The sequence below is a fragment of the Roseovarius pelagicus genome (assembly GCF_025639885.1).
GTDB classification, from domain to species: Bacteria; Pseudomonadota; Alphaproteobacteria; order Rhodobacterales; family Rhodobacteraceae; genus Roseovarius; species Roseovarius pelagicus.
Genome location: NZ_CP106738.1, coordinates 443,797 through 469,807, shown reverse-complemented (window position 1 = coordinate 469,807; position 26,011 = coordinate 443,797). Strand labels below are relative to the sequence as shown.

The following is a 26,011-nucleotide window of genomic DNA, read 5'->3' as shown; positions in this document are numbered from 1 at the left end:
GAACATGAACACCGATGTTGAAACGCAGATCCACGCCAGCGCGATTGTCGAACCCGGCGCGCAGATTGGTGCCGGTTGCGTCATCGGGCCATTCTGTCTGATCGGGTCTCAGGTTCGGCTTGGCGACAATTGCGTTGTCAAATCTCATGTCGTCCTCACGGGCGACACGATCATCGGTGAAGGCTGCACCATCTTTTCCTTTGCCTGTGTTGGCGAGATTCCGCAGGACCAGAAATTCAAAGGCGAGAGTACCCAGCTGGAGATTGGCCCGCGGACCCGCATCCGCGAGCATGTGACGATCAACACCGGAACGGCAGGAGGCGGCAGCCTGACAAAAATCGGTGCCGATTGCCTGCTGATGGCGGGCTGTCATGTGGCGCATGATGCGATCATCGGGGATCGGGTGATCATCGTGAATAACGCCGCGATCGCCGGGCATTGCATCATCGAGGATGACGTTCTGGTTGGTGGTTTGTCCGGTGTACACCAGTTCGTGCGCATCGGGCAGGGCGCAATCATTGGCGCGGTGACGATGGTCACCAATGACGTCATCCCCTACGGTCTGGTGCAGGCGCCGCGCGGCGAGTTGGATGGTCTAAACCTCGTCGGGCTGAAACGGCGTGGCGTTGCGCGCGCCGATATCACCGCGCTGCGGGCCGCATTTCAGATGCTCGCACAGGGCGAAGGCGCGTTTCAGGATCGCGCCCGCCGTTTGGGTGAGGAAACCGAAAGTGAATACGTGCGCAACATCGTAAATTTCGTGACCGGTGCCAGCGATCGGTCGTTCCTGACGCCGGGACAGGGCTGAGGCGCGCGCATGGCGGGACGTCTGGCGATCTTGGCCTGCGGCGGGGCGTTGCCCGTGCAACTGGCCGCGGCCTATCCGGATGCGATGCAGATCACGCTGAACGGCATTCCCAGCGAATTGGTCGGCACGGCGCAGAGTTTTCAGCTGGAGAAATTCGGCACGATTTTCGACGCGATGCGGACGGCAGGCGTCACGCGTATGGTCTTTGCCGGGCATCTGGCACGTCCGCCGCTGGATCCGGCGCTCTTTGATGCAACGATGATGCGGATCGCGCCGGGGCTGATGCAGGCGGTGGTCAAGGGCGACGACGCGCTGCTGCGCCACATCATCGGGATATTCGAGGCCGAAGGGTTCGAGGTCGTTGGCGCACACGAATTGTTGCCTGATCTGGCTGTGTCTGCGGGCCTGCATCTGGGGCCGGCACCAACCACCGCCGAAGAGGCTGACATCACGCGCGGGTTTGATATCCTCGATGGTCTCGCGCCGCTTGATCTGGGGCAGGGATGCGCCGTGGCGGGGGGCTTGTGTCTGGGGATCGAAACGATTCAGGGCACGGATGCGATTCTGCGATACATCGGCACCACGCCCGAGGCGTTGAAACGCGGCCAGCGCGGGGTCTATGTCAAGGCGCCCAAACGCGGGCAGGATCTGCGCGTAGACATGCCTGCGATCGGTGCGCAGACGATTGAGGCGGTTGCTGACGCTGGTTTGGCCGGGCTGGTGATCGCTGAAGGGCAGGTATTGGTTCTGGGTGCGGATCGGGTAAAATCGGCTGTTGAAGAACGCGGCATCTTCTTGATTTCACGGTCGGTGTGATGAAGGTCTTTGTCGTCGCGGGCGAGGCATCGGGCGACCGGCTGGGGGCTGCGCTGATGACGGGGCTCAAGACGCTGACGGATGTTGAATTCGCCGGTGTTGGCGGGCCGTTGATGCAGGCCGAAGGGCTGCACAGTCTTTTCCCTATGGACGAGTTGAGCGTTATGGGGTTGGTCGAGGTTCTGCCAAAGTACCGCCACCTTAAACGCCGGATCGCGCAAACGGCGGCGGCGGTACTGGACGCGCAGCCTGATGTGCTGATCACCATCGACAGCCCGGATTTTTGCCTGCGCGTTGCGCATATCGTCAAGGCCCGGAGCGATATCCGAACTGTGCATTATGTTGCCCCTTCGGTCTGGGCATGGCGTCCCAAACGGGCGGATAAGATGGCGCGCGTGATCGACCATGTTCTGGCCCTGCTGCCATTCGAGCCGCCCTTCATGGAGGCGGCTGGCATGGCGTGCGATTTCGTTGGTCATCCGGTGGTGACAGAGCCGGTGGCAGACGCAGCCCAGCAGGCGGCGTTTCGCGCCACATACGGTCTGGGGGATGCGCCGCTGTTGCTGGTTCTGCCGGGGTCGCGTCGGGGCGAAGTGGCCCGGCTTGGCCCGATATTCGGTCGCGCGTTGGTATCGGTTCTGACGGCACATCCCGGTTTGCGACTGGTGGTGCCGACGACCGGCAATGTCACTGATTTGGTGCGGCAGGTTACGGCGGACTGGCCTCAGGCCCCATTGATCCTGGGACCCGGCGGGCGTAGTGCGCAAGAATACGCCCACGACAAGACCGCCGCATTTGCCACCGCATCCTGCGCTTTGGCGGCCTCTGGCACCGTTTCGTTAGAATTGGCCGCAGCAGAGACACCAATGGTTATGGCTTATGATGCCAATTGGCTGACCCGAGCGATCGTCAAACGTATGCTATTGATCGATACGGCAACCTTGGTCAATCTGGTCAGCGAAACCCGTGATGTGCCGGAATGCAATGGGGCCGATTGCACACCGGAAAAAATCGCGGCGGCATTGCTGGATGTGCTGAATCACCCCAATGCTCAACTGGCCGCGATGCGTCTGACGATGCAGCGTCTGGGGCAGGGCGGAGAGGCCCCGGGCCTGCGCGCTGCGCGCGCGGTTCTGGCGCGGCTGTGAATGCAGCGTTTGCTTCGAGGCGGGTTCAGTTCCCGCGCCAGATCCAGCCACCGCCCAGAATGCGACTGCTTCCCGTATCATAAAACACACAAGCCTGACCCGGTGATACGCCTTCCTCAGCCGTCAGCAGCTCGACCTCGGCGGTGCCATCGGGCAGCGGGCGGATCACCGCGTCGCGCGGCGGGCGGGTCGACCGGACCCTGACGGCGACGTGCCATTCGGCGCGGGCGGTCAATGGCTCGTCTCCCAGCCAGTTAATTTCGCGCACCGGCACCGTACGCGTGGCGAGCATGTCCTTTGGTCCGACGATGACCACGCGCGCATCCACGTCCAGCTTGACCACATATAGCGGCTCTTCCAATCCGCCGATGCCAAGACCCCGGCGCTGCCCCACGGTATAATGAATGACCCCGTCATGCGTGCCCAGCACGCGCCCGTCAGCATGGTGTATCTCACCCGGTTCGGCTGCTCCTGGGCGCAGCTTTTCGATCACCGATGCATAGTTGCCGTTGGGAACAAAGCAGATGTCCTGACTGTCGGGTTTATCCGCGACGCTAAGGCCATATTTCGCAGCCAACGCGCGCGTGGCCGCCTTGGACGGCAGGTGGCCCAGCGGAAAGCGCAGGAAATCCAGTTGCTCCGGCGTCGTCGAGAACAGGAAGTAGGATTGATCGCGGGCCGCATCGGCGGCACTGTGCAATTCTGGCCCGGTTGGCCCCACCTTGCGCTGGATATAATGCCCGGTCGCCATGCAATCGGCGTCCAGATCCTTTGCTGTTTCCAACAGGTCCTTGAACTTGACCCGCTCATTGCAGCGGATACAGGGCACCGGAGTCGCCCCGGCAAGGTAGCTGTCGGCAAACTCGTCGATCACCGTGTCCTTAAAGATATTTTCATAGTCTAGAACGTAGTGCGGGAAACCCATTTCCTCTGCGACGCGACGCGCATCGTGAATGTCGATACCAGCGCAGCACGCCCCCTTTTTGGCCAGAGCAGCGCCATGATCGTATAGCTGCAAGGTCACGCCGACCACGTCATAGCCTTCTTCTGCCAGTTGTGCGGCCACGACCGAACTATCGACGCCGCCGGACATTGCAACAACGACGCGGGTTTCCGCGGGCGGTTTTGCAAAACCGAGCGAATTGATCGGATGGGGGCGGTCGAGGGCCATTGGATGTCTCCGGCGAATGGGCGTTTCAGTCTGCCACATAAGTGCTGCCGCGCGAAAACGCAAAACCCTTTACGAAAATCCGCCGCATTCTACGCCACCGGTTTCAGCCGCTGTTAACGGCGAAAGGGGCAGCTTGATGCAGCTATTGCGAGGGTGAGAGACATGTATCTGAAAAAAGTAGACGGCCCGCGTGCGGTGACGCTCCCCGATGGAACGGTGCTGACGCAGGGGGATTTGCCCGCGCCGGACACACGGCGCTGGGTCGCCTCGCGCAAGCTGGCCGTGGTGCGCGGCGTCCTCTACGGCCTGATTTCGCAAGAGGATGCCTGCGACCGATACGCGCTGAGTGAGGATGAGTTTTGCGAATGGATTCGGGCGGTTAGCCTGCACGGAGAAGAGGCGCTGAAGGCGACTGCGTTAAAGGAGTTTAGACAACTTTAAGTGGTATTCACGAAATGTTCGCCTATAGTAACTTGTAGTTAACCAATATTCGCCAAGTTTATTTTCGATAAAGTCATACTTGCGGAGAAGAATATATGCGTGTGCTGCTGGTGGAAGACGACCCCACGACGTCCAAGAGCATTGAGCTGATGCTGACCCATGCCAATCTGAACGTCTATACGACCGAATTGGGCGAAGAGGGCATCGATCTGGCCAAGCTCTATGACTATGATCTTATCCTGCTCGACCTTGGGTTGCCGGATATGACAGGGCATGATGTCTTGCGGCAACTGCGCCTCGCTCGGGTGGAAACGCCGATCCTGATCCTGTCAGGGGCAGACGATACAGAGAGCAAGATCAAGGGGTTCGGGTTCGGCGCTGATGACTATCTCACCAAACCATTTCACCGCGAAGAACTGGTAGCGCGCATTCATGCAATCATCCGCCGGTCAAAGGGACATTCACAATCGGTGATCCGCACTGGAATGATCAATGTAAATCTGGACGCCAAGACCGTGGATGTGGGTGGTAAAACTGTGCATCTGACGGGCAAGGAATATCAGATGCTGGAACTGCTGAGCCTGCGCAAAGGCACAACGCTGACCAAGGAAATGTTCCTCAATCATCTCTATGGCGGCATGGATGAGCCGGAGTTGAAGATCATCGACGTATTTATCTGCAAGCTGCGCAAGAAACTGAACGAAGCTACGGGTGGAGAAAGCTATATCGAGACAGTCTGGGGGCGCGGCTATGTGCTGCGAGATCCCGAACCAACCGAGCTTGACGATCAACGTCTCGCCATCGGGGCGTGAAGCCGGGGGCGAAGCCCCCGAAAGCCACAACAGGCAACATCCTCCAAAGATGAAAAGACCGCGGCCCAGAACGGGCGGCGGTCTTTTGGTATTGCCAATTGCACCGATGGCGATCACGCGGACTGGACGTCTGCGAGGCTGCGGCCTATCAATTCGAAAAGCATTTAGTGTTCCATCCGAACGGAAGTCCGATACACAATACCAAGACTTCGCGGGGCGGAACTCTTTTCACCTTCTCAGAGCAGGGAATGCGTGCAAAAGCTTTGACCCCGGTGGTCTGATAATTTCAAATCGACGCGACAGCGAGGAGAAGACATGACAGAAACGCGTGTCGTTTGTGAAATGAGCGAAGAAGAGGCTGCCGCAGAACTGGCAACCCTCGCCGAATCCCTGCTGCGTGCCAATCTGGACTACCACGCCGATGATGCACCGCAGCTGAGCGATGCGGAATATGACGCGCTGAAGCGGCGCAACGCAGAGATCGAGGAGAAGTTTCCACATCTCAAACGTGCCGACAGCCCATCAGATCAGGTCGGAGCCGCGCCCGCCGACGGTTTTTCCAAGGTCACGCATGCGCAACGCATGCTGTCTCTGGGAAATGCATTCGACGCCGAAGATATCACCGATTTTGATACGCGAGATCCGGCGCTATCTGGGGCTCGATGCGGATGCTACGCTGCGTTACACGGCTGAACCCAAGATCGACGGGCTGAGCCTGAGCCTGCGGTATGAACAGGGCAAACTGGTTCAGGCGGCCACACGCGGCGATGGGTCTGTCGGCGAAAACGTGACCGCAAATGCGCGCACCATCAAGGATGTTCCCCAAACCCTGAACGGCGCGCCCGAGTTGCTGGAAGTACGTGGCGAAGTTTACATGAGCCATTCGGACTTTGCTGCGCTGAATGCACGGCAGTCAGAGGCCGGGGCCAAAACCTTTGCCAACCCGCGGAACGCTGCCGCCGGATCCCTACGCCAGCTTGACGCGGCAATCACAGAATCGCGCCCGCTGCGCTTTTTCGCCTACGCATGGGGTGCCTTGAGTGATCCGCTGTCTGACACGCAGAAAGGGGCGATTGATCGGCTGGCGGATCTGGGGTTTCAGACCAACCCGCTGACCGCACTCTGCGATGGCCCCAAAGAAATGCTCGCGCATTATGCGGCCATTGAACAGCAGCGCGCCAGCCTCGGCTATGACATCGACGGCGTGGTTTACAAGGTCGACGATCTGTCGCTCCAGCACCGGCTGGGGTTCCGCTCGACTACACCCCGCTGGGCGATTGCACATAAGTTCCCAGCCGAGCTGGCTTGGACGCGGCTAGAGGCCATAGATATTCAGGTCGGTCGCACCGGCGCACTTAGCCCCGTTGCGCGACTGACCCCCGTCACGGTCGGCGGCGTCGTGGTCAGTAACGCGACATTGCACAACGAGGATTACATCGCCGGGCGCGATTCCACTGGCGGTGAAATTCGCGGAGGCAAGGACATTCGCATCGGTGACTGGGTGCAGGTCTATCGCGCAGGCGATGTGATCCCCAAAGTGGCGGATGTGGACCTCGCCAAACGCCCAGATGATGCAACACCCTACAGCTTTCCCGAGGTCTGTCCCGAATGCGGTTCCGCCGCGATCCGAGAGGAGGGCGATGCCGTACGTCGCTGTTCTGGCGGGATGATATGCCCGGCGCAAGCGGTTGAGAAGCTGAAGCATTTCGTTAGTCGCGGGGCCTTCGACATCGAAGGCCTGGGCGCGAAACAGGTCGAGATGTTCTACAACGACGACCAACTGCCAGTGCGCACACCTGCCGACATTTTCACACTCGAGGCACGCGATAGCGAGAACCTTACCAAACTGGCCAATCGTGACGGCTGGGGTGAGACGAGCGCGCGCAATCTCTTTACTGCGATAGAGGAGCGCCGCACTGTGCCGTTGGGGCGGTTGATCTTCGCGCTAGGGTTACGGCATGTCGGCGAAGTGGCGGCTGCCGATCTCGCGCGCCATTTCGGCAGTTGGGCAGCGTTGTCCGAGGCCGTTGATCTGGCAGCCCCGGCGGCCGAGCGGCAATTGCAGGCGGATCGCGCCGAGGCAGATGAGCGCCAGATCGCCGCACGAGACGCCCGGCGCGCCCGGATCAAGCCCGCACGGGATGCCGTCTGGGACGGGCTGAATGCAGACGCGCGTGCCGCATGGGCTGACCTTGTCGGGATTGACGGCATCGGTGCGACAGTCGCGGTCGCGCTTGTCACCAGTTTTCAGCAGGCGGCGGAACGTGCGTCAATCGACGCGCTGGTGGCAGAACTGACCATCGAGGATGCCGCTTCGGTTGACGCATCCGATAGCCCGGTCGCCGGAAAAACCGTCGTCTTTACCGGGACGTTGGAAAAGATGACCCGCGCCGAGGCCAAGGCACGGGCCGAAGCATTGGGAGCCAAGGTTGCTGGCTCGGTGTCTGCCAAGACCGATTTGCTGGTCGCAGGCCCCGGAGCCGGTTCCAAGGCGAAGAAAGCCGCAGATCTAGGTATTGAAACGCTGGATGAGGACGGCTGGTTGTCGCTGATCGAAGGCGCATGAGCAACAGCGCGGAACATGGCGAAAACGGCCCAAAGAAGGGACGACCGGAGCCACTCTTTCCCCTGTTTGCAGAGCTTGAAACGCTCACTGGTGTCGGACCAAAGACGGCCAAGGCGCTGGCCGCGCTCGATATCGAAAAACCACGCGATCTGCTCTTTACTCTACCGCATTCAGGGGTTGACCGACGGATGCGGGCGACCGTGCAGGGGGCCGATCTGCCCGGTGTCGTAACGGTCGAGGCGACCATCGGCCAGCATCGCGCGCCATCCCGTCGCGGGGGTGCCTATCGCATCACGGCAGAGGATACAGCGACCACGTTTCAGATCGTGTTCTTCCATGCCCGCGATGAATATCTGCGCCGGATGCTGCCCACCGGCGCGCGACGCGTGTTGTCGGGCAAGGTGGAATTGTTTGATGGGGTGGCGCAGATGGTCCACCCCGATCACATGCTCTCGCCTGAGGAGGCACACGAGATACCTGCGTTCGAGCCGGTTTATCCGCTGACTGCCGGCGTGACACAACGGGTGATGTTCAAGGCGGCACAAGCCGCATTGCTCCGCGCGCCGGAACTGGCGGAATGGATTGACCCCGCGCAAAAGGCGCAGGCGGGATGGCCGGACTGGCATACCGCAGTCGAGGCGGCGCATACGCCACAGGACATCGGCGATCTTAGCCCTGCTGACCCGGCGCGCGCGCGGTTGGCCTATGACGAGCTGATGGCGCATCAACTGACCCTCGCGCTGGCGCGCAGCCGATTAAAGAGAGCCAAGGGACGCGCCAGTATCGGAACTGGAGTTTTGCAGTCTAAAGTATTGGATGCGCTCCCATATTCCCCGACAGGTGCACAGACCCGAGCCATTGCCGAGATCGCCGGCGACATGGCGGGTTCGGCCCGGATGAACCGCCTGCTGCAAGGCGATGTGGGCGCGGGCAAGACACTGGTGGCGCTCAAGGCGCTGCTGATCGCAGTCGAGGCCGGCGGGCAGGGGGTGATGATGGCACCGACAGAAATCCTCGCCCGGCAGCATCTGGAAGGATTGCGACCGTTGGCAGAGGCGGCAGGTGTGCGGCTAGAAATCCTGACCGGCCGGGACAAAGGCGCAGAGCGGCGCGTCAAATTGGCTGCATTGGCTGCCGGTGATATTGGTATCTTGGTTGGAACGCATGCCGTTTTCCAAAAGGACGTCGGGTTTGCCGATCTGCGGCTGGCTATCGTTGATGAGCAACATCGGTTTGGTGTGCGTCAGAGGCTGGAACTGGGCCGCAAAGGGGACAAGGCCGATGTCTTGGTGATGACTGCGACACCGATCCCGCGCAGCCTTAGCCTCGCGCAATACGGCGATATGGACATATCGGTGCTGGATGAAAAGCCACCGGGGCGCAAACCGATCAAGACGGCGCTGGTGCGGATGGAGCGAATGGACGAAGTGGTGGACCGGTTGCGCCGTGCCATTGCCGAGGGGCGGCAAGCCTATTGGGTCTGCCCGCTGGTCGAGGAAAGTGAATCGGTCGACCTGAGCAGTGCCGAGGAACGATTCCGCCGCCTGCGCGCCGCCTTGGGTGAGGCACATGTGGGATTGGTGCACGGCCAAATGCCATCCGAACAGAAGGACGCCGCAATGCGTGCCTTTCAACGCGGCGAAACGGCGGTGCTGGTATCGACCACGGTGATCGAAGTGGGGGTGGATGTGCCCAATGCGTCGATCATGGTCATCGAGCGGGCCGAAAGCTTTGGCTTGGCGCAGTTACATCAGCTGCGCGGCCGGGTGGGGCGCGGCGAGGCGGCCTCGACCTGCCTGTTGCTGTATCAGACGCCGCTCAGTGAGAGCGGCGAGCAACGGCTGGCCACCATGCGCGATACCGAAGACGGGTTTCGCATCGCCGAAGTTGATCTGGAGATGCGCGGCGCGGGTGACTTGATCGGCACGGCCCAATCCGGGTTGCCAAAGTTTCGCGTGGCCGATCTCGAGGGACAGACTGCCCTGATGGCCGTGGCCCAGTCTGATGCACGCAAACTGCTCGTCGATGATCCGGAGTTGATCAGTTCGCGTGGTCAGGCGGCCCGCGTTCTGTTGTGGTTGATGGAACAGGATCAGGCGATCAGATTGATCGAGGTCGGCTGAACAGAAAACTTTCCCATATTTTCAGACAGTTGACATATGGAATGTCTGTTTGTTCACAGATGTTCTTAAAAAGTTCTTTACAGGTGACGCTGAAAATGAGAACAAAGAGGCAACACTAAGGACTGAAAAGGAAGCCTCGATGTTCCAACAGATCAAAACCGCCGCCGCCCGTTCAAACGACACCCTCGTAGGGGACGCGATCGGATGTGCGGCATTGATGATCATTTTGGTTGTCGGTCTTTATCTGCCCGGTCTTGTCTGAGTTTTTGAGTTTCTGCCTGCGATCCGACCCATGCCTCTTGCGTGCCTGCATCTCCTGTCCCCATTCCTGATGCGACGTAACTGACACTGCCTGTTTCGACGTCCTCTCCGGGTTTACCTCGTTCCCCCGGACGGCACGACAGGGTTCCATGGGGGATCGCACCCCACTGACCGCCGCCATCCATCCCCGGATGTGCGGCGGATTTTTTTGGCTAGTCGCGACGACCGGGCCGGTGTGCCCAAACCGGGACCAGAAAAACCAGACAGGCAATCAGGAAAAAGAGGCTGGCGGCCAAACCGATCATGTCGCCAGCGCGCCATGTGGTCCAGACAAAGCCCACGGCAGAGAATGTGAACAGGATCCAGCCGGTGAAGTTGAAAGCCCAGACAACGCGTGGCGACATCAGTCTACCAGTCACTCAAGCGCAGGAACTGGCGGCGCACGCGTCATCCAGCGCCTCTACCGCGGCCTCAAGCGTCAGCAGGATAGAGGCATGGCGATTCTTGTATTCTTGCGCGGGCCTCAGCACTTCGAGGCCGTCGAATGGGGCGGGTGGTGTCGGTCCGTCAGCCTTCAGCATGGCCTTTAGTGCATCGCGGGCTGCAACGACCTCTGCCGGTGTGCAGCCGACGATATTCGCACCGACAACACTGGCCGCAGCTTGACCCAGCGCGCAGGCCTTCACATCCTGGCCGAAATCGGTGACGCGACCATCCTCGACTGTCAGATCAACCGTGACTGTCGACCCGCAGAGCGGTGCGCGACGTTTCACCGTCGCAGACGGGGCGGACAACCGGTCCAGCCGTGGAATATCCGCCGCCAGCGCCAGAATGCGTGCCGAGTAGAGCTTGATCATGTCGCTGTTGCCGCTCATCACTTTTCCTTTGTCTCAATATCCCATAGATAATCCCGCGTGCTCCAGTTGCCAAGGAAATGTCCAATGTCGTTCGATCCTGCCAGCCTGACCTATAATGACGCCGGGTTGATCCCGGCCATCGCACAGGATGCCACCAATGGTGACGTGCTGATGATGGCATGGATGAATGCCGATGCGGTCGCACGCACACTGGAAACAGGGCGCGTTACCTATTGGTCCCGGTCGCGTCAGGCATTCTGGATCAAGGGTGAAACCAGCGGCCACACCCAAAAACTGGTTGAGATGCGCATCGATTGCGACCGTGATTGCCTGCTTGTTCTGATCGAACAGGTTGGTTCTGCCTGCCACACCAACCGCCGCAGTTGCTTCTATACCGCATTGCGGGACGGTGCAGAGGTCGAGATCATGAAACCCGAGGCAAAGTAGGAATAATCCTGCATTTACAGCAAGATGAAATTCTAATCTAAACCAACAAGGCGACGAATCTCCTGAGGCGTAGCACCGTCTGTGCGATATTTTGCGATCGCCCGTGCGTCGTCACGTTTGGCCAATCGCTTGCCCATGTCATCGCGGATCAGGCCGTGGTGGTGATAGATCGGTGTCGGTAGGTCGAGCAGACGTTGCAGCATGATATGGATCTGCGTGGCATCAAACAGATCCTGACCGCGTACGACGTGGCTGATGTCCTGCGCGGCGTCGTCCACAACGACAGCCAGATGGTACGCGGCTTCTCCGCCTTGGCGTGCCAGCACGACATCGCCGACCCCGTGAACAAGTGTATCTGCGGAGACCTCGATCAGTCCGGTTTCCCCATTCGGGCCATGACCTGTTTCGTGGAAGTTGGCGAAACTCTTTGGCATTCGGTTGGGGGCTTCGGTTTTGTTCTCTGCTCCGTTGGCATAGCTACAAGCCCGCGCCATATCGAGCCGTAGCGTGACGCCTCTGGGGCGGAGGTGGCACTTGGAAAAATCTCGTTCTGATAATGTCTTACCGCGACACGTTCCGGGGTAAATCAGGCCGTCTGGCCCATGTGCAGCTATGCCCTCCTGAGGCGCATTCGCTGCGTCGCGGATGTCGTGCCGTGTGCAGGTACATGGATAGATCAGCCCCATTCCCCACAACCGGTCCAGCGCGGCGTCATAGTCTGCCGTGCAGTCGGATTCTCGTCGGCAGGGTTCAGGCCATCGTAGCCCGAGCCAACCAAGGTCGTCCTTTAGCTGGGCCTCCCATTCCGGGCGTGAACGGGTCTGATCCAGATCGTCGATCCGTAGCAGAAATCGCCCGCCTTCTGCGGCAGTCAGATCATTAGCAAGCAGCGCCGAATAGGCATGCCCCAAGTGCAGCGGGCCAGTCGGAGATGGCGCAAATCGAGTCTTAAATTTCAATTTTTTTCAACAACATAAACGTTGGAGTTCAGGTTTTGTCCGGGCAGGTGAGGTCCGTAATCCTTGGTGATCAGGCGGGCGGCACCGCAATCCAGCCACTGGTTAAGACGGCCAACATAGTGCGGATCGGCCAGCGCGTGATCATTGTAGCTAAAGACGAGAAAATCACCACGCCCGAGCGTCTTCATCAACAAATCCAGGGTTCTGGCCGGGGCCGCGCCAGTGCCTATCACGCCAATTGCCGCGATGGCGCGATAGCGGCCGGTGGGGATGGGGGCGGGGTCTGACAGGTCGAGTGCAGATAGCGTGCGGTAAACGTTCTTGGCGCGCGCACCTTCCAGCATTTCAACGCTGGGATCGGTGCCGTCAATCACCCGATACCCAGCAAGTTTCAGCGCAAGCCCAGAGAGACCGGTGCCGCAACCGAAATCGAGGATCGGTGCATCAGGGCGGGGCAATTTGGCCCAAAGGGCAGCAGCGCAGCGCCCCGGAGTGGCATAGCCGTTTTCGGAAATTTCGGCGTCATACGTGGCAGCCCAGGCATCGTAATGCGCCTGAGTCTTGTCTGCCCCGTCGAGATCATAGGCTTTATCGAGGAATTTTCCGGTCATGGATCCAGAAAATCACACCGGTTGTTCGGCGTCCAGTCTGCTGTTTGCCAGCCAATCATTCCACGCCGACTTGGCGCGGTCCGTGTAAGCCTTGTAACGATCCTTGCGCCCACGACGTCCGCCTTTAAGTCCATCGACCGGCCGGAAAAGGCCGAAATTGACGTTCATCGGTTGGAATGTTTTCGCCTCTGCCCCGCCTGTAATGTGGTGGATGAGCGCGCCCATCGCACTATCCTGCGGCGGCGTGGCCAGCGGATGCCCGAGGATCTCGGCGGCGGCCATGCGCCCGGCGAGCAGACCCATCGCCGCAGACTCGACATATCCTTCGACACCGGTGATCTGCCCGGCAAAGCGGATATTCGGGCGCGCGCGCAGGCGCATCTGATCGTCCAGCAATGTGGGTGAGTTCAAAAATGTATTACGATGAATCCCGCCCAGCCGGGCAAAACGCGCGTTCTCAAGGCCGGGAATCATGCGCAGCACTTCAGTTTGCGCGCCATATTTCATTTTAGTTTGAAAACCCACAATGTTATACAGCGTTCCTAATGCATTATCCCTGCGCAATTGGACCACGGCCCACGGCTTTACATCCGGCATGTGTGGGTTGGTCAGGCCGACGGGTTTCATCGGGCCGTGGCGCAGTGTTTCGCGCCCGCGTTCCGCCATCACTTCGATCGGCAGGCACCCATCGAAATACCCGGCTGTTTCGCCTTCGTGAAATTCGGTCTTGTCCGCTGCCAGCAACGCGTCAATGAACGCCTCATAGGTCGGTTTATCCATCGGGCAGTTCAGGTAGGCGGTGCGCTCCGCCTCGGTTTCGCCCTTGTCATAGCGCGACTGCATCCATGCGCGGGACATGTCGATGCTGTCGTGGTGTACGATAGGTGCAATGGCATCAAAGAACGCCAGCGCACCTTGTCCGGTTTCCGCAGCGATGGCCTGACCCAGCTTTTGAGAGGTTAGCGGGCCGGTGGCGATGATCCATTGGCCGCTCTCGGGCAGGCTGTCCACCTCACCATATTCGACGGATACGTTGGGATGGGCCATCAATGCTTCGGTCACGCTGCGGGCAAAGGGATCGCGATCAACCGCCAGCGCGCCACCCGCAGGCAGACGATGGCGATCGGCGGTTTGCATGATCAGCCCGTTCGCCGCCCGCATTTCCCAATGCAACAGACCCACAGCGTTCTGTTCATCATCATCCGAGCGGAATGAATTGGAACACACCATTTCCGCCAGATCGCCGGTGCGATGGGCAAAGGTGCCGACAGCGGGACGCATCTCGTGGATCACGACGCGGACGCCCATATGGGCCGCCTGCCAGGCTGCTTCTGATCCGGCCATGCCGCCGCCAATGATATGCAATGTATTGTTGTCCATGCGCCGCGATGTAGGCCATCGCGGACACTTTGGAAAGGGTCAGGAGGGAGGCAAATCCGTCAGGTTCAATGGATCCAGCGGTAACCCCGACGGTACAGCATCCGGCACACCCAGACGCCCGGTGCGCGCGATCGGATCCTCTAGTGCGCCGAGAAACGCGAGGATGGCATCGACTTCGTCATCATGCAGCTCTAGTGGTTCTAGCTCGACCGCCATACCGAGGCGCAGCATTTCATCGAAATCCTCCAACACTTCGGTGTCTGACACGCTCAGTTGCATGTCCTGAAACAGCGCGTATTCCAACGTATATTCCGCCAGCATGGTCAGCGGGTCCAGATGGTGGCGCACCATGTCCTCTAGATTGGCATAAGCACCATTATGGCCGTATGGCGCTGTCAGTGACACATTGCGCAGCGACGGTGTGCGGAACTTGTAGGCGTCTTGAGGATCGCCTGTCACAGCCGCGCGACCATGATCGGCATAGCCCGGTCCGTGACCTTTGCCCGGTCCGAATTGCGGGATTCCAATGGCGTGAAAGCTGTGATCGGTCTGGAAAACACCGCTATGACAATCGCCGCAGCCGCCCTTGCCGTAAAACAGCGACATGCCGCGGATTTCGGCATTGGTCAGCGATGCATCGTCGCCGCGCAGGAACGCGTCGAATTTGCTGTCCGTCGTACGGAAATCAAAAGAGATGTAGTCGGCAATCGCCCGGCCGATATCGGTGATGTGGATCGGCTCGCCCTCACCAATGATCCAATCGAACTGTTTGCGGTAGGCCGGGATCGCCTCGACCCGCGTCGCCAGCATCTGCCAGGCACCGTCTTGACCGCGAATGTGGCCTTCTTCGACGGCATCGGCAATCGGGTTTTCGCCGGGTTGGCCAGCCATCTCGTCATGCGAGGTGATTGGCAGAATGGCCTGAGCCGCCAGTGGCGAGGGTAGGTGGCGTTCCAGTTCGTGGCCGGGGGGCATTGCGAGGTTGAACCGGGCATTGTCGTCGACCTGCACCCGTCCGTCGTGAAAGAGCGTGGTAAATTCACGCGCACCCAAATTGTATAGTGCTGGCGCATTTCGGGGGATGCGCGCCAGCGGCATGTTGGCCGGATCGGCGATGCGTTCTACCCCAAGACCAATACCGCCTTCGCCAATCGACAATGACACCGCGTCACCACTGCCCAAAGCCGGGTGATGGCAGGTCGCGCAGGAAATATTCTGGTTGCCAGACAGGACCGGATCAAAGAAGAGCTGCCGCCCCAACAGAACTGATGTGGCTCCGGGGACTGGGAAATCGTCATGGGCTGCGGGGCTCGGCAGATCGGCGGCCAATGCGATGCTGGCCTGAAGAGAAAAAACGCCGATAGAGATCCATAATTTCATGGTGCAACAACCCCAAAATAATCTCACCTAAAATTCAATTAAAATAGATACTTGGTAAATTGGGGCGGAAAAACGGCAAATATGGAAATAATGTGGCACTGATTTGGAAACAAACCTCAAGGAATTGTGAACACACGGGAATTCAGGGGGCTACGGCTGACGTTGGGTCACCACGTGAGCGTTCAATACACAGTATTCGGGCAGGTCGCGCCTATTGTTCCCACTTGGGAAGGCGCTTTTCGATAAAGGCGCTGATGCCTTCTTCCGTATCGCGCCACAGCATATTCTGCACCATGACGTCGCCGGTATAGGCGTAGGCGTCGGCCAGTGACATTTCGGATTGTTTGTAAAACGCCTCCTTGCCGATGCGCACGGCGGCGCCCAGTTTTCCGGCGATGGTCGTCGCCAGAGCGATCGCTTCTGCCTCTAGGTTTTCGGCGGGCACGGCGCGGTTGATCAGCCCCAGTGCCTCGGCCCGGTCGGTGTCGATAAAGCTGCCAGTCGTCAGCATCTCGAACGCCTGTTTGCGCCCGATATTGCGGCTGAGTGCGACCATCGGGGTAGAGCAGAACAGCCCGATGTTGACACCGTTCACGCCGAACCGCGTGCCTGTCGCGGCGATGGCCAGATCACATGAGGCGACCAGCTGACAGCCCGCCGCGGTGGCGATGCCATGCGGTGCGGCGATCACGGGCTGGGGCAGGGCGCGGATCGCCATCATCAGCGCCCCGCAACGTTCAAAGAGATCGTGAAAATAGGCCTTGCCACCGTCCTCGGCCTGCCTGCCAGCGGTCATTTCCTTCAGGTCATGACCGGCACAGAATGCCTTGCCCGCACCAGACAGCACCACGGCGCGTATCTGTGGCTGGTCGGAGAGCGTTTCGAATTCAGACTTCAGTGCGGCCAGCATCGTGTCGCTCAGGGCGTTCAGTCGCTCGGGCGCATTCATCCGCAGGTGTGCCACTGCCCCTGTGTCGGTCCGTTCCAATATCGCCATCTTGCCACTCCCTCAAACTTGGGGTCAGTTGTAGCGATACGCAGGGACGGAGAAAAGCATGGGTTTGCAGATGAGCGCGGCGGAACTGGACACGTTCCTGAAAGCGGAGTTTCCACAAGTGAGTGGCGAGTTCGCCATCGAGGAAGTGGGGGAGATGCGTATTCGCACCCGTTTGCTGGTAGGTGAACGCCATTTGCGCCCCGGTGGCACCGTATCTGGTCCGTCAATTTTTGCGCTTGCCGATGTGTCAGTCTATCTGGCGGTTCTGGCGATGATCGGGCCGCAGGGGCTGGCCGTCACCACCAACTGTTCGATTGATTTCATGCGCAAGCCGATTTCGGGCGTGGATCTGATCGCCGAATGTCGCCTGCTCAAGCTGGGGCGCGTGCTGGCGGTGGGCGAGGTTTTGATATTCTCGGAAGGGGGCGAGGCACCGGTTGCGCGCGCCAGCATGACCTACTCAATTCCCCCCAAGGGCTGATCGCAAACGCAATCAGAACGGTGCGACGAAAAAAAGGCCGGGCGCATGGCCCGGCCAGTAGAAGAGGTCTCGTACCGGGGACGTTACGACCTCCAGAACCATTTGCGACTTTCCGATGCGGCCTGACGCGGCGTCAGTCCGATGTCTTCGAGCGCACTGTAAGGCAGGGCATTCAGGGTCTTTCGTGTGCGGGAGCGGAATGACCACAGGGTAATCAGATATGCCACGCGAACCGCTGCCACTGCCGCCAAGGGAAGTGCAGTGCGCGCATTCAGCTGCGTCAGGGCCATCCTGTCGGTTTGGGTGAGGGTCAACATGGTCTTTTCTCCTGCATTGTATTGGTACAATTTGCGTGCTACGTAGGTGTAAATTATGGGGATTTGCGATGATTGGCGAGGGAAACATTGTTATTGATACAATTGGCCTGCCTGATTTTGCCGGGAAGTCAGATCCAAAGTACATTGTGTTGATACAATCCATCCGCGAAGCTATTCGATCTGGCCGCCTAAAGCCCGGCACCAAGATGCCACCCGTGCGAGAGCTCGCTTGGGAGTTTGGTATCACGCCGGGCACAGTCGCGCGCGCCTACAAGCTGGCGACTGACGAAGGGCTGGTAGAGGCTGCTGTCGGACGCGGCACCTTTGTCACCGGCGCACCGCAGTTGGCCCCGCCGCCGCCGGAACCGCTGATCGGGCTTGCGCAAACGGATTTGCTGGATTTTCGCGCCGCCCGTGTGCCCGAAGTGGGGCAGAGCGCGGCAATCCGCACCGTGCTGCGCCAATTGGGCCAAATGCAGGACGCGCCCTATCTTGATTATCCGACGTCACAGACCGATCTGGCTGCACGTCAACAGGTGGTTCGCTGGATCGGGCCGGAGCGCGCCGGGCGATTGGTAGCAGATGACATCGTGCTGGGGCTTGGGGCGCAAAACACGGTGATGATGGCACTTCAGGCCTGTTTGCACGGTGCGAGTCCCGTAGTCCTGACCGAAGGCTTGGCCTATCCCGGTGTGCGCCATGCCGCGCGGTTGCTGCGTGCACAGTTGATCGGGGTCGAGATCGATCAAGAGGGCCTGCGTCCCGACCGTCTGGAAGAGGCATTGCGCCGCCACGGGGGGCAGGTCTTGCTATTGTCGCCTCACGCGCACAGCCCAACCACCGCCCGCATGAGTCTGGAACGTCGTCAGCGCATCGGTGACATTGCCCGACGGTATCAGTTGCAGATCATCGAGGATGATTGCCATGTGATAAACCGCCCCGACATGCCCACATTCCGCGCCATCTGCCCGGAACGCGGCTGGTTGGTTTCCTCCCTGACGAAATCGGTCTCTGCCGCGTTGCGTTTCGGGTTCGCAGCCTGCCCGGCAGAGCAGGCATCGACGGCACGCCAAGTGGCGCAATCCACCTTCTACGGCTTGCCGCAGCCGGTTCTGGATCTCTGCGCTGAGTTGATCCGCTCTGGCGAGGCGGAGCGGATTCGCGATCTTGTGGAGCGCGAAGTGGCGCACCGGGTACAGATTGCCGTCAATATACTGGGCCAATGGGACATCAAGTGGCGCACCGATGTTTCCTTTGTGTGGCTGCGGCTGCCGCAGGGGTGGCGTGGCTCGACATTTGCCATGGCCTGCGAGGCAGAAGGACTGCGAATCAAGCCCGCAGATGAATTTGCACCGCCAGACGGGGCAGCACCACATGCAGTACGCCTGACCCTGAACGCCATTGCCGAACAATCCGCACTCGAGGACGGCCTGCGTCGTATTTCGGCGCTGCTGTCGCGACCGCCCGTGAATGTTGATTTTTAGTGGGGTATTATAATACCTAAATACTAACTTGCTGTTTTTGCTTTGTTTATTAAGTAAAACCTCGCTTGACGTGGCGCGCAGTCCCTATATACACCGCCCATCACATACGGGTGCGTTCCGACGCGTCCCAAACGGACACCAGATAAGGTTTCGACACACAATGAAGACATTCTCTGCAACTCCGGCAGATATCGACAAGAAATGGATCCTGATCGACGCCGAGGGCGTTGTTCTGGGCCGTCTCGCCTCGATTATCGCCACCCGCCTGCGCGGCAAGCATAAGGCCAGCTTTACCCCCCACATGGACATGGGCGACAACGTCATCGTCATCAATGCGGACAAGGTTCAGTTGACCGGCAAGAAGCGTGAAAAGCCCAACTACTGGCATACCGGCCATCCGGGTGGGATCAAATCCCGCACCACCGGTCAGATCCTTGAGGGCAAGTACCCCGAACGTGTGGTTATGCAAGCTGTCAAGCGCATGCTGCCGGGCAACCGTCTGAGCCGCACACAGATGACCAATCTGCGCGTCTATGCGGGCACCGAACATCCCCACGAGGCGCAAAGCCCCGAAGTGCTGGATGTGAAGAACATGAACTCCAAGAATACTCGGGTGGCATACTGATGGCTGAAGAAATCAAATCCCTCGAAGGGCTCGAAGCGGTTGCCGAAGGCGTGACCGCCGCACCCGCCGAAGAGGCAATCACCCGCGAACCCGTCCGTGATGATCTGGGCCGCTCTTACGCCACGGGCAAGCGTAAAGACGCTATCGCCCGCGTGTGGATCAAGCCGGGCTCCGGCAAGGTTACCGTGAACGGCAAAGAGATGAGCGTCTATTTCGCGCGTCCCGTTCTGCAAATGATCCTGCGCCAGCCCTTCACCGTGTCGGGCACTGAGGATCAGTTTGACGTGATGGCGACTGTCACTGGTGGTGGCCTTTCTGGTCAGGCCGGCGCGGTCAAGCACGGCGTCTCGAAGGCTCTGCAGCTCTATGATCCCAGCCTGCGCGCCGCGCTCAAGGCTGCGGGCTTCCTGACCCGCGACAGCCGCGTGGTTGAGCGTAAGAAATACGGCAAGGCCAAAGCCCGGAAGAGCTTCCAGTTCTCCAAGCGTTAAGACGCCTGCATATTTTTGGAAAAGGGCTGCCTTCGGGTGGCCCTTTTCTCGTTTTCGAGGCCGAATGACTGGTTGCTCTAACTGCGTATGGTTGCGTAACGTGGCACACCTATCGGAGATGCCAATTGGATACGAAGACGATATTGACCAGGTCGACGACGGTATTTCCCAGTTCCGAAGATCGTCCTGAGATCAGCGCCGATCTGCTGGTCAAAGCAATTTTCAATGCACATGAACGGCACAAGGTCGCCCCGCTGGAAGAGCGGACATTTACCCTCAGTCATGCGTATATTCATGGGCGCGTCGATCTGGCCAACCTCTTTCGCGGTCGTCAAGAGGGGTTGATCGGCCTCTATTTCATTGATTGTCATTTTGCTGACGAGATCGATCTGACCGGATCGACCCTGCTGGGGCTGCGGTTTCAGAAATGTGGCCTCAGGGTCGTGACTGCCGAGGCCTGCAAAGTGTTCGGTCAGGTTGAATTTGAACAGGTTTTCTCGTCAGAGCCGGACGACAATCGCACAGGTATCGTGGCGCGTGATACTTGGTATGGCAAAGATCGCGGCCCAATGACCGGCGCATTCGATCCTGATCACGGTGATGAGAACGCGCCCGAAAATGCATCGGTGATCGAGGGCGTGGCGGCACAGGGGATGTGCCGACTGAACTTTCACAATGCGGACCTTGATCAGTCCTTCGTGATCAAGAGATCGCTGCTGTGTGGTCCACCACCGCGCGCGCATATCGATACGACCAATACGATCCTCGAATATGCGGTGTCACTTGGCAACGCATGCATTGCGAAGAGTGTAAATATCTATGAAGGTAGCGCCGTATTGGGTGGCGTTTCTGTTGCAGCGTCCCGGATCGGCGCCAATCTTTTTCTCGCCAGCAGCAAGCTCATTGCCGGAGAAGGGTCCGCATTGAATGCGCAACAGGCGCGGATCAGCGGGTTTGTCGGATTGCGGGACGTAAAGCCCCAAGACAAATCTGCTGTGCGTTTTGAGGCCAAGGGGCTGGTTGATTTTCTGAACAGCGAGATTGACGGTGCGCTTGATATTGCGGGCGCCGCGTTGATCGCGGAAGAACGCAACCATCTGGTCGCGCTCGAACTCAGCAATTCACGGATTCGCAGCCTGCAGGCGAGCTCCAACGGGCTTCAAACAGACATACGCGGCCAAATTCAAGCAATAAACTGCATCGTTGCGGGCACGATCAATCTGCAAACAATTCTGGTGCGCCCCCGCCGCATAGCGCGCCCGAACGAGGCCGAAGCCACACCTGAACATGATGAAGTGCTTCTCGCCAACTTCAGCGGGTGCAATGTCGGCGGCAGCCTGTTCCTCAGCGGTGAATGGCGCGGGTCGGTGACACTGTCGGAATGCAAGGTCGAAACTTCGATCAATCTCGGGTTCAGCAATGGGCTGACGTTAATGAGCCCGCCCAAAGCCGTGAATGCGCTGATGCTCAACGCTTCGCGGGCATCGGTCGGGCTGGATCTGGGCACTCTGACGGTGGATTCCGAGGATAGCTGGGGCGCGATGCGCAAAACCCTGTCCACGCGCAAGCCGGTGGCGTGCCGTGTGACCCCGCTCAGCTTTGCCAAGGATGCGGAGTTGTGGGAGTTTCAGGTGTCGTTTCGCGGACGGAAGCATTTTGGCGAAGCCATCCGCGTGGGTCGACATTTTCAGCTACTCGAAGGCGCAGGCAAGGCGTTCTTCCCGGCGTTCAGGCGCGGTGATCTGCTGCTGGAAACCGACGAACAGAAGAAGGACTATCTGCGCGTCTTCTGCGGCACTCTGATGGCCGACGCGGGCCATTTCCGCATCGTGGAACCCGATGACTGGACCTATCAGCAGCTCCCCGATTTCGGTCGCGAGGCGATCGAACCATTAACGCTAATGACCGCAGAAGAACTGAAAGAGGCAAAACGAGGCAACTGTCTCTTTGGGGCGCACGCGTCCATCTGGTATGGCGAGTCGTTGTTCCGGTCCAAATTCGTGGTTCACAGGCGCAACCACGTGGTCGAAATGCTGGACGAAGAAGAACTCCATTCGGATTTGCCGACGATGACCTGGCCAGCACAGCCGCTTTATTTCACTGAAGAGGCCGTGGCGACATTCAGCGATGACTGGCCCAGAGCGCCGTTGTTGGCAACCGAGCATCGTTTCGAGAAAATGCCCCGGCGCGCCAAGCGGGCGTTCGTCAAGGAGCGTGGCGTGACAGAGGACACGTTTCGCCTGCGTCCCACCATCGGGCTGCGCAACAGTCACGTGGGCAAACTCACCGACAATCACGGGAACAAATGGCCCAAGACGGTCCGTCTCGATCTGTCGGGGTTTACCTATGATGCGCTGGAAATGCCTGACCCCAGACCCAAAGTGGTCGGACGCAAGAAAGCGCGGCATATGCAGCGGGAAACGCGCCGAAAATCACCGGGGCTATTTTGGCTGATTTGGGCCGTTGTCTTTGGTCTGATTGGCTATGCAGCGCTGATGTTCATCGAAGGAGCCCTCGATGCGGCGATGACACGAGATTACGGATGGATGGTACAATGGTCGATATTCTTGTGCGCACTCGTGATCTTGGCGCGCTCCGTGAGGCATATGGAGCCTCTGAGAGACGGCGCGCGCCCATGGAAAAAACGCAAGAGATGGCTGAAGCTACAGTTCTATGATTACCGACCCACCCGGATGGAGTTCAATCCCCAGCCGATGGAGCAATTGGCGCAGGTCATGCGACATCAGGGCGATGAGGAAGGGTTCCGCCGGATTTCGCGGCTCAAGGCCAGATGGCAGAACGGGACACAGACCAACATCCTCCTTCGTCCCTTTATCTGGATGTTCGGCGTCGCATTTGGCTATGGGTTTTCCATTTACCGGTCGTTATCGACATTCATTCTGATGGTCGCGCTTGGTGTCATGGGTACACATATGGCGCTCAGTCGCGATGTCCTCGTCTTGAACACCAGCCCGGATTCCGCGTTCATACAAGGCGGCCGACCGGCGATCCCAAATGAACCCTGTCGCAATGAAATCCTGCCGATCCTCTTTGCGCTGGACAAATTCGTGCCGCTGATCGAGCTGGGCCAAGAGCGCCTGTGCCGGGTGAGGGCCGATATGACGCAGGCACCAGAAGTGCCCACATGGTCGCGTTCTTTTCTCGATACACCTAGGTTCTGGCAGTTGGCCGGATCGATTTACAAACTGCTGGGCTGGATTGTCAGTTCCATGCTGGTGCTGACATTCTCCAAGACTTTGCGCCGCTCCACCGGAGAATAAAGCGCAGGGCACATGTCGATTGTGATAGCGTCGCGGCGGCTATTGATCGGGCGGCAACAGGCCCAGCCCGCGCAGGTAAATGCCGATACCGCTTTCCAGCAGGTCTTCGGGCGGGTAGGGCGACTGCGTACCGGGCGAGCCGCGCGCAAACAGCTCCACCACACCATGGCTCAGCGCCCAGATATGCGCCGAGAACATTGCAGGCGGGGGGCGTTTGTGCGCAGGAATGTGCTGTGACAGTTCAAGTGCTGCCTTTTCCAGAACGCTGCGGGCGCGCAGTGCGACAGCCGCCAGATCAACAGTGCGGTTGACCGAAATTCCGCTTTCAAACATCGCGATGTAATGGCCCGGATGCTTTCTGGCAAACGCCAGATAGGCTCGGCCCGTTGCCTCGAACGCTGCGAGGGCCGAAGGTTGGCCGTCATCATAGGCATATTGCATCAACTCGGCGAAAATCTCGTAACCCTGCCGCGCGGCTTCGGCGATCAGATCGTCGCGCCCGGCAAAGTGGCGATAGACTGCGGCAGGGGTCACACCGGCCTGCTTGGCCGCCTCCGATAGGGTAAAGCCGGTCGGTCCTTTCGCCTCGATCAACGCCAGTGCTGCTTCGACCAACGCCTGACGCAGGTTGCCGTGGTGATAGCCACGTTTAGACATTCCAGATATCGGGGCCGCCGCAAATGTCTGTGTCGATTGGACCGATGGCCTGCACGTCCTTGTTGGCATAGTCCACTCGGTGCAGCACGGTACGGATCGCTGCCAGCCGTGCGCGGCGTTTGTCGTCCGACCGTACGATGGTCCAGGGGGCAGCATCCCTATGGCTACGCTCAAGCGTCTCGGCGATGGCAGCGGAATAGGCATCCCACCGCTTTAGCCCTTCGACGTCGATCCAGCTCAACTTCCATTGCTTTAGCGGGTCGCGCTCTCGGCTTAGGAAGCGGCGCAACTGTTCGGCCCGCCCCACATTCAGCCAGAATTTGACGAGAATAATCCCGTCCTCGACAAGCATCCGCTCAAAATCAGTCACCTGTGCAAAGAAATGCTCGCGCTGCGTATCAGTGCAAAAACCAAAGACCTTTTCCACGACACCGCGGTTGTACCAGCTGCGATCGAAAAACGCGATTTCACCGGCAGCAGGCAGATGGTCGATGTAGCGCTGGAAATACCATTGCGTCTGTTCGGTGTCCGACGGCTTTGGCAGCGCAACAACGCGCGCGCCTCTAGGATTAAGATTCTCTCGGAAACGTTTGATTGTGCCGCCTTTTCCGGCGGCATCTCGGCCCTCATAAATCAATGCGATACGGGCGCCGCTTTCCTTGCTCCACGCTTGCAGCTTGACCAGTTCGATCTGAAGCTTGGCAAGATCCTTTTCATAGGCCTTGCGAGGCATCCGGTCGGAATGTGGATAATCGCCATCCAGAATGTCGCCCTTTTCGGCGCGACGGATGGCGTTGCGCACGTCTTCTGGTGCCTCGGCGTTGAAATAGGCGCTGATCGCACCGTCAAACGGTAGGTCCATGAAGCTGCTCCCTTTTTTGCGCATTATGGCCTGCCGACAGGCTCAGCGCAATCGGGCGCGCCGCGCGGCGCGGTCGACCGCGGCGATCACAGCGGTGGGGGCCGCGTGCTGCGGCATGTGCCCGACGCCCTCTAACTGCGTCAGCGTACCGCGGCGCAGCTGACGGGCCAGCGGTTCTGCATGAATTTGCAACGGGACGGTGGTATCGGCGGTGCCGTGCACGATCTCGACAGGCATCGTCAGCGTGTCGGCGTAACGTTTTGACATTTCGGTGACATGGGCCTTTAGACTGCTCACTTGCTGACCATTTGCACGCAGGGACGCGCGGCGCAGCGTTAGGCCGGGGCCGACATATTCAGCATAGCCGTCGGGCGGACTTTGCGGCGCAAAGATCCCTGCGAGTGCATCCTCGATACGGCTATCCGGAGCCAGTGCGGTGATCAGGGGAACGACAGTGGCGCCCCCAATGGCCGAACTGGTGACCTTGTAATAGCGGTCAATCTCGCCCGGCCAGGGCTGCGATACCCCGCCGACAATCACCAGCGCAGCCGTGTCACGCGGTTGCGACAGTCCCCATGCCAGAGCCACGGCACCGCCAAAGGAATGCCCCAGCACTATCGGGCGCTGCACGCCCAGTTGCTTTGCCGCTTTTTGCAGCAATGCTGCCTGTTCTGCCGGGCTCTCGCCGCGTGTGCTACCTGCGCCACCAAAACCCGGCAGTCGGTCAGTCCATCCATGACCGGGGCGATCAAAGGCGATGACACGGTAACGATTGGTCAGTTGGTCAGCGAGACGAAAGGTGAAATCACGCAGATTACCCCCAGCCCCGTGGATCAGCACCAGATCGGGACCAGAGCCACGAACCCACGCGTGCACCGTCGTGTCACCTACCTCGACAAATTGCCCAATCGGCGGAAATTCGGTACGCGCATCACGCTCGCGTTTGCCAGCCAACCCGCCGCAGCCGGCGGCCAGAGCCACAGCCGCTAGCGCCATCAGTATCAGTTTCGTCGTCATTGTCCGCCTCTCCCTATCA

The 26,011-nt window shown here is 59.5% G+C and carries 25 protein-coding genes and 1 pseudogene; 14 read left to right on the top strand and 12 right to left on the bottom strand.

Annotation, left to right across the window (positions count from 1 at the left end):
- Positions 1 to 4 precede the first annotated feature (4 nt).
- From lpxA to lpxB, 3 genes are read left to right on the top strand one after another with little or no spacing between them, the layout of a single operon-like run.
- The gene (gene lpxA, locus N7U68_RS03320; protein WP_165192156.1) at positions 5 to 808 is read left to right on the top strand and encodes an acyl-ACP--UDP-N-acetylglucosamine O-acyltransferase; all 804 of its coding nucleotides are present in this window, start codon (positions 5 to 7) and stop codon (positions 806 to 808) included.
- Positions 809 to 817: 9 nt separating this feature from the next.
- Complete coding sequence (locus tag N7U68_RS03315; protein WP_263048219.1) at positions 818 to 1,624, top strand: LpxI family protein; 807 nt, start codon at positions 818 to 820, stop codon at positions 1,622 to 1,624.
- A complete protein-coding gene (gene lpxB, locus N7U68_RS03310) occupies positions 1,624 to 2,772 on the top strand; it encodes a lipid-A-disaccharide synthase (RefSeq protein ID WP_263048218.1) in 1,149 nt (382 codons plus the stop codon). The genes N7U68_RS03315 and lpxB overlap by 1 nt, the downstream gene beginning before the upstream one ends.
- 25 nt (positions 2,773 to 2,797) lie before the next feature.
- Here the strand turns inward: lpxB and mnmA are convergent, their stop codons facing one another.
- Positions 2,798 to 3,943: a tRNA 2-thiouridine(34) synthase MnmA gene (gene mnmA, locus N7U68_RS03305; RefSeq protein ID WP_263048217.1), complete on the bottom strand. Its 1,146-nt coding sequence runs from the start codon at positions 3,941 to 3,943 to the stop codon at positions 2,798 to 2,800.
- Positions 3,944 to 4,105: 162 nt separating this feature from the next.
- Between mnmA and sciP the strand changes: the two genes are divergently transcribed.
- The 5 genes and pseudogenes from sciP to N7U68_RS03280 all read left to right on the top strand — a co-directional run bounded on the left by sciP (position 4,106) and on the right by N7U68_RS03280 (position 10,147).
- Positions 4,106 to 4,384 (top strand): CtrA inhibitor SciP, encoded by a 279-nt coding sequence (gene sciP, locus N7U68_RS03300; RefSeq protein ID WP_263048216.1) that lies wholly within the window; start codon positions 4,106 to 4,108, stop codon positions 4,382 to 4,384.
- 95 nt (positions 4,385 to 4,479) lie between these two features.
- Positions 4,480 to 5,196: a response regulator transcription factor CtrA gene (gene ctrA / locus N7U68_RS03295; protein ID WP_263048215.1), complete on the top strand. Its 717-nt coding sequence runs from the start codon at positions 4,480 to 4,482 to the stop codon at positions 5,194 to 5,196.
- Between the two features lie 315 nt (positions 5,197 to 5,511).
- A pseudogene (gene ligA / locus N7U68_RS03290) lies at positions 5,512 to 7,762 on the top strand (NAD-dependent DNA ligase LigA).
- Positions 7,759 to 9,885: an ATP-dependent DNA helicase RecG gene (gene recG, locus N7U68_RS03285; protein ID WP_263048214.1), complete on the top strand. Its 2,127-nt coding sequence runs from the start codon at positions 7,759 to 7,761 to the stop codon at positions 9,883 to 9,885. The pseudogene ligA and the gene recG overlap by 4 nt, the downstream one beginning before the upstream one ends.
- 49 nt (positions 9,886 to 9,934) lie before the next feature.
- Entirely contained in the window at positions 9,935 to 10,147 is a 213-nt protein-coding gene (locus tag N7U68_RS03280; protein WP_263049202.1) for a hypothetical protein, read from the top strand.
- A 211-nt stretch (positions 10,148 to 10,358) separates the two neighbouring features.
- Here the strand turns inward: N7U68_RS03280 and N7U68_RS03275 are convergent, their stop codons facing one another.
- Together N7U68_RS03275 and N7U68_RS03270 are read right to left on the bottom strand one after the other, a co-directional pair.
- The gene (locus N7U68_RS03275) at positions 10,359 to 10,550 is read right to left on the bottom strand and encodes a hypothetical protein (RefSeq protein ID WP_165192162.1); all 192 of its coding nucleotides are present in this window, start codon (positions 10,548 to 10,550) and stop codon (positions 10,359 to 10,361) included.
- Between the two features lie 15 nt (positions 10,551 to 10,565).
- Positions 10,566 to 11,021 carry an iron-sulfur cluster assembly scaffold protein gene (locus N7U68_RS03270; protein ID WP_263048213.1) on the bottom strand — a complete coding sequence of 152 codons (456 nt, stop codon included), beginning with the start codon at positions 11,019 to 11,021 and terminating at the stop codon, positions 10,566 to 10,568.
- Positions 11,022 to 11,087: 66 nt separating this feature from the next.
- Between N7U68_RS03270 and hisI the strand changes: the two genes are divergently transcribed.
- Complete coding sequence (hisI, locus tag N7U68_RS03265; protein ID WP_165192164.1) at positions 11,088 to 11,450, top strand: phosphoribosyl-AMP cyclohydrolase; 363 nt, start codon at positions 11,088 to 11,090, stop codon at positions 11,448 to 11,450.
- Positions 11,451 to 11,482: 32 nt separating this feature from the next.
- Here hisI and gluQRS read toward each other — a convergent pair whose 3' ends face one another.
- The 5 genes from gluQRS to N7U68_RS03240 form a co-directional block, all read right to left on the bottom strand.
- The gene (gene gluQRS, locus N7U68_RS03260) at positions 11,483 to 12,409 is read right to left on the bottom strand and encodes a tRNA glutamyl-Q(34) synthetase GluQRS (protein ID WP_263048212.1); all 927 of its coding nucleotides are present in this window, start codon (positions 12,407 to 12,409) and stop codon (positions 11,483 to 11,485) included.
- On the bottom strand, positions 12,406 to 13,020 hold the full coding sequence (locus N7U68_RS03255; protein WP_263048211.1) for a class I SAM-dependent DNA methyltransferase: 615 nt from the start codon (positions 13,018 to 13,020) through the stop codon (positions 12,406 to 12,408). Before N7U68_RS03255 ends, gluQRS begins: the two co-directional genes overlap by 4 nt.
- Positions 13,021 to 13,032: 12 nt before the next feature.
- The gene (gene trmFO, locus N7U68_RS03250; RefSeq protein ID WP_263048210.1) at positions 13,033 to 14,400 is read right to left on the bottom strand and encodes a methylenetetrahydrofolate--tRNA-(uracil(54)-C(5))-methyltransferase (FADH(2)-oxidizing) TrmFO; all 1,368 of its coding nucleotides are present in this window, start codon (positions 14,398 to 14,400) and stop codon (positions 13,033 to 13,035) included.
- A 39-nt stretch (positions 14,401 to 14,439) separates the two neighbouring features.
- Complete coding sequence (locus tag N7U68_RS03245) at positions 14,440 to 15,780, bottom strand: cytochrome-c peroxidase (RefSeq protein WP_263048209.1); 1,341 nt, start codon at positions 15,778 to 15,780, stop codon at positions 14,440 to 14,442.
- Positions 15,781 to 15,991: 211 nt separating this feature from the next.
- On the bottom strand, positions 15,992 to 16,777 hold the full coding sequence (locus tag N7U68_RS03240) for an enoyl-CoA hydratase (RefSeq protein ID WP_263048208.1): 786 nt from the start codon (positions 16,775 to 16,777) through the stop codon (positions 15,992 to 15,994).
- A gap of 58 nt (positions 16,778 to 16,835) precedes the next feature.
- Here N7U68_RS03240 and N7U68_RS03235 point away from each other — a divergent pair, with 58 nt between their 5' ends.
- The gene (locus N7U68_RS03235; protein ID WP_165192170.1) at positions 16,836 to 17,258 is read left to right on the top strand and encodes a PaaI family thioesterase; all 423 of its coding nucleotides are present in this window, start codon (positions 16,836 to 16,838) and stop codon (positions 17,256 to 17,258) included.
- 83 nt (positions 17,259 to 17,341) lie between these two features.
- On the opposite strand, the gene N7U68_RS03230 is transcribed toward N7U68_RS03235, so the two are convergent.
- Entirely contained in the window at positions 17,342 to 17,575 is a 234-nt protein-coding gene (locus N7U68_RS03230) for a DUF1127 domain-containing protein (RefSeq protein ID WP_241188164.1), read from the bottom strand.
- A gap of 68 nt (positions 17,576 to 17,643) precedes the next feature.
- On the opposite strand from N7U68_RS03230, the gene N7U68_RS03225 reads away from it, so the two are divergent.
- From N7U68_RS03225 to N7U68_RS03210, 4 genes are all read left to right on the top strand, one after another.
- Positions 17,644 to 19,059, top strand: a complete 1,416-nt coding sequence (locus tag N7U68_RS03225) for an aminotransferase-like domain-containing protein (RefSeq protein ID WP_165192171.1) — start codon at positions 17,644 to 17,646, stop codon at positions 19,057 to 19,059.
- A gap of 160 nt (positions 19,060 to 19,219) precedes the next feature.
- Positions 19,220 to 19,684 (top strand): 50S ribosomal protein L13, encoded by a 465-nt coding sequence (gene rplM / locus N7U68_RS03220; RefSeq protein ID WP_165192172.1) that lies wholly within the window; start codon positions 19,220 to 19,222, stop codon positions 19,682 to 19,684.
- Positions 19,684 to 20,175, top strand: a complete 492-nt coding sequence (rpsI, locus tag N7U68_RS03215) for a 30S ribosomal protein S9 (protein WP_165192173.1) — start codon at positions 19,684 to 19,686, stop codon at positions 20,173 to 20,175. Before rplM ends, rpsI begins: the two co-directional genes overlap by 1 nt.
- Before the next feature lie 143 nt (positions 20,176 to 20,318).
- Positions 20,319 to 23,456 (top strand): hypothetical protein, encoded by a 3,138-nt coding sequence (locus tag N7U68_RS03210; RefSeq protein ID WP_263048207.1) that lies wholly within the window; start codon positions 20,319 to 20,321, stop codon positions 23,454 to 23,456.
- A gap of 39 nt (positions 23,457 to 23,495) precedes the next feature.
- Here N7U68_RS03210 and N7U68_RS03205 read toward each other — a convergent pair whose 3' ends face one another.
- Genes N7U68_RS03205 through N7U68_RS03195 form a run of 3 tightly spaced genes read right to left on the bottom strand, consistent with a single transcriptional unit; the run spans position 23,496 to position 25,992 of the window.
- Positions 23,496 to 24,113, bottom strand: a complete 618-nt coding sequence (locus tag N7U68_RS03205; protein WP_165192175.1) for a TetR/AcrR family transcriptional regulator — start codon at positions 24,111 to 24,113, stop codon at positions 23,496 to 23,498.
- A complete protein-coding gene (gene ppk2, locus N7U68_RS03200; RefSeq protein WP_263048206.1) occupies positions 24,106 to 24,975 on the bottom strand; it encodes a polyphosphate kinase 2 in 870 nt (289 codons plus the stop codon). The genes N7U68_RS03205 and ppk2 overlap by 8 nt, the downstream gene beginning before the upstream one ends.
- Positions 24,976 to 25,017: 42 nt before the next feature.
- Positions 25,018 to 25,992, bottom strand: coding sequence for an alpha/beta fold hydrolase (locus N7U68_RS03195; protein ID WP_263048205.1), 975 nt, complete (start codon positions 25,990 to 25,992; stop codon positions 25,018 to 25,020).
- Positions 25,993 to 26,011: the final 19 nt, after the last annotated feature.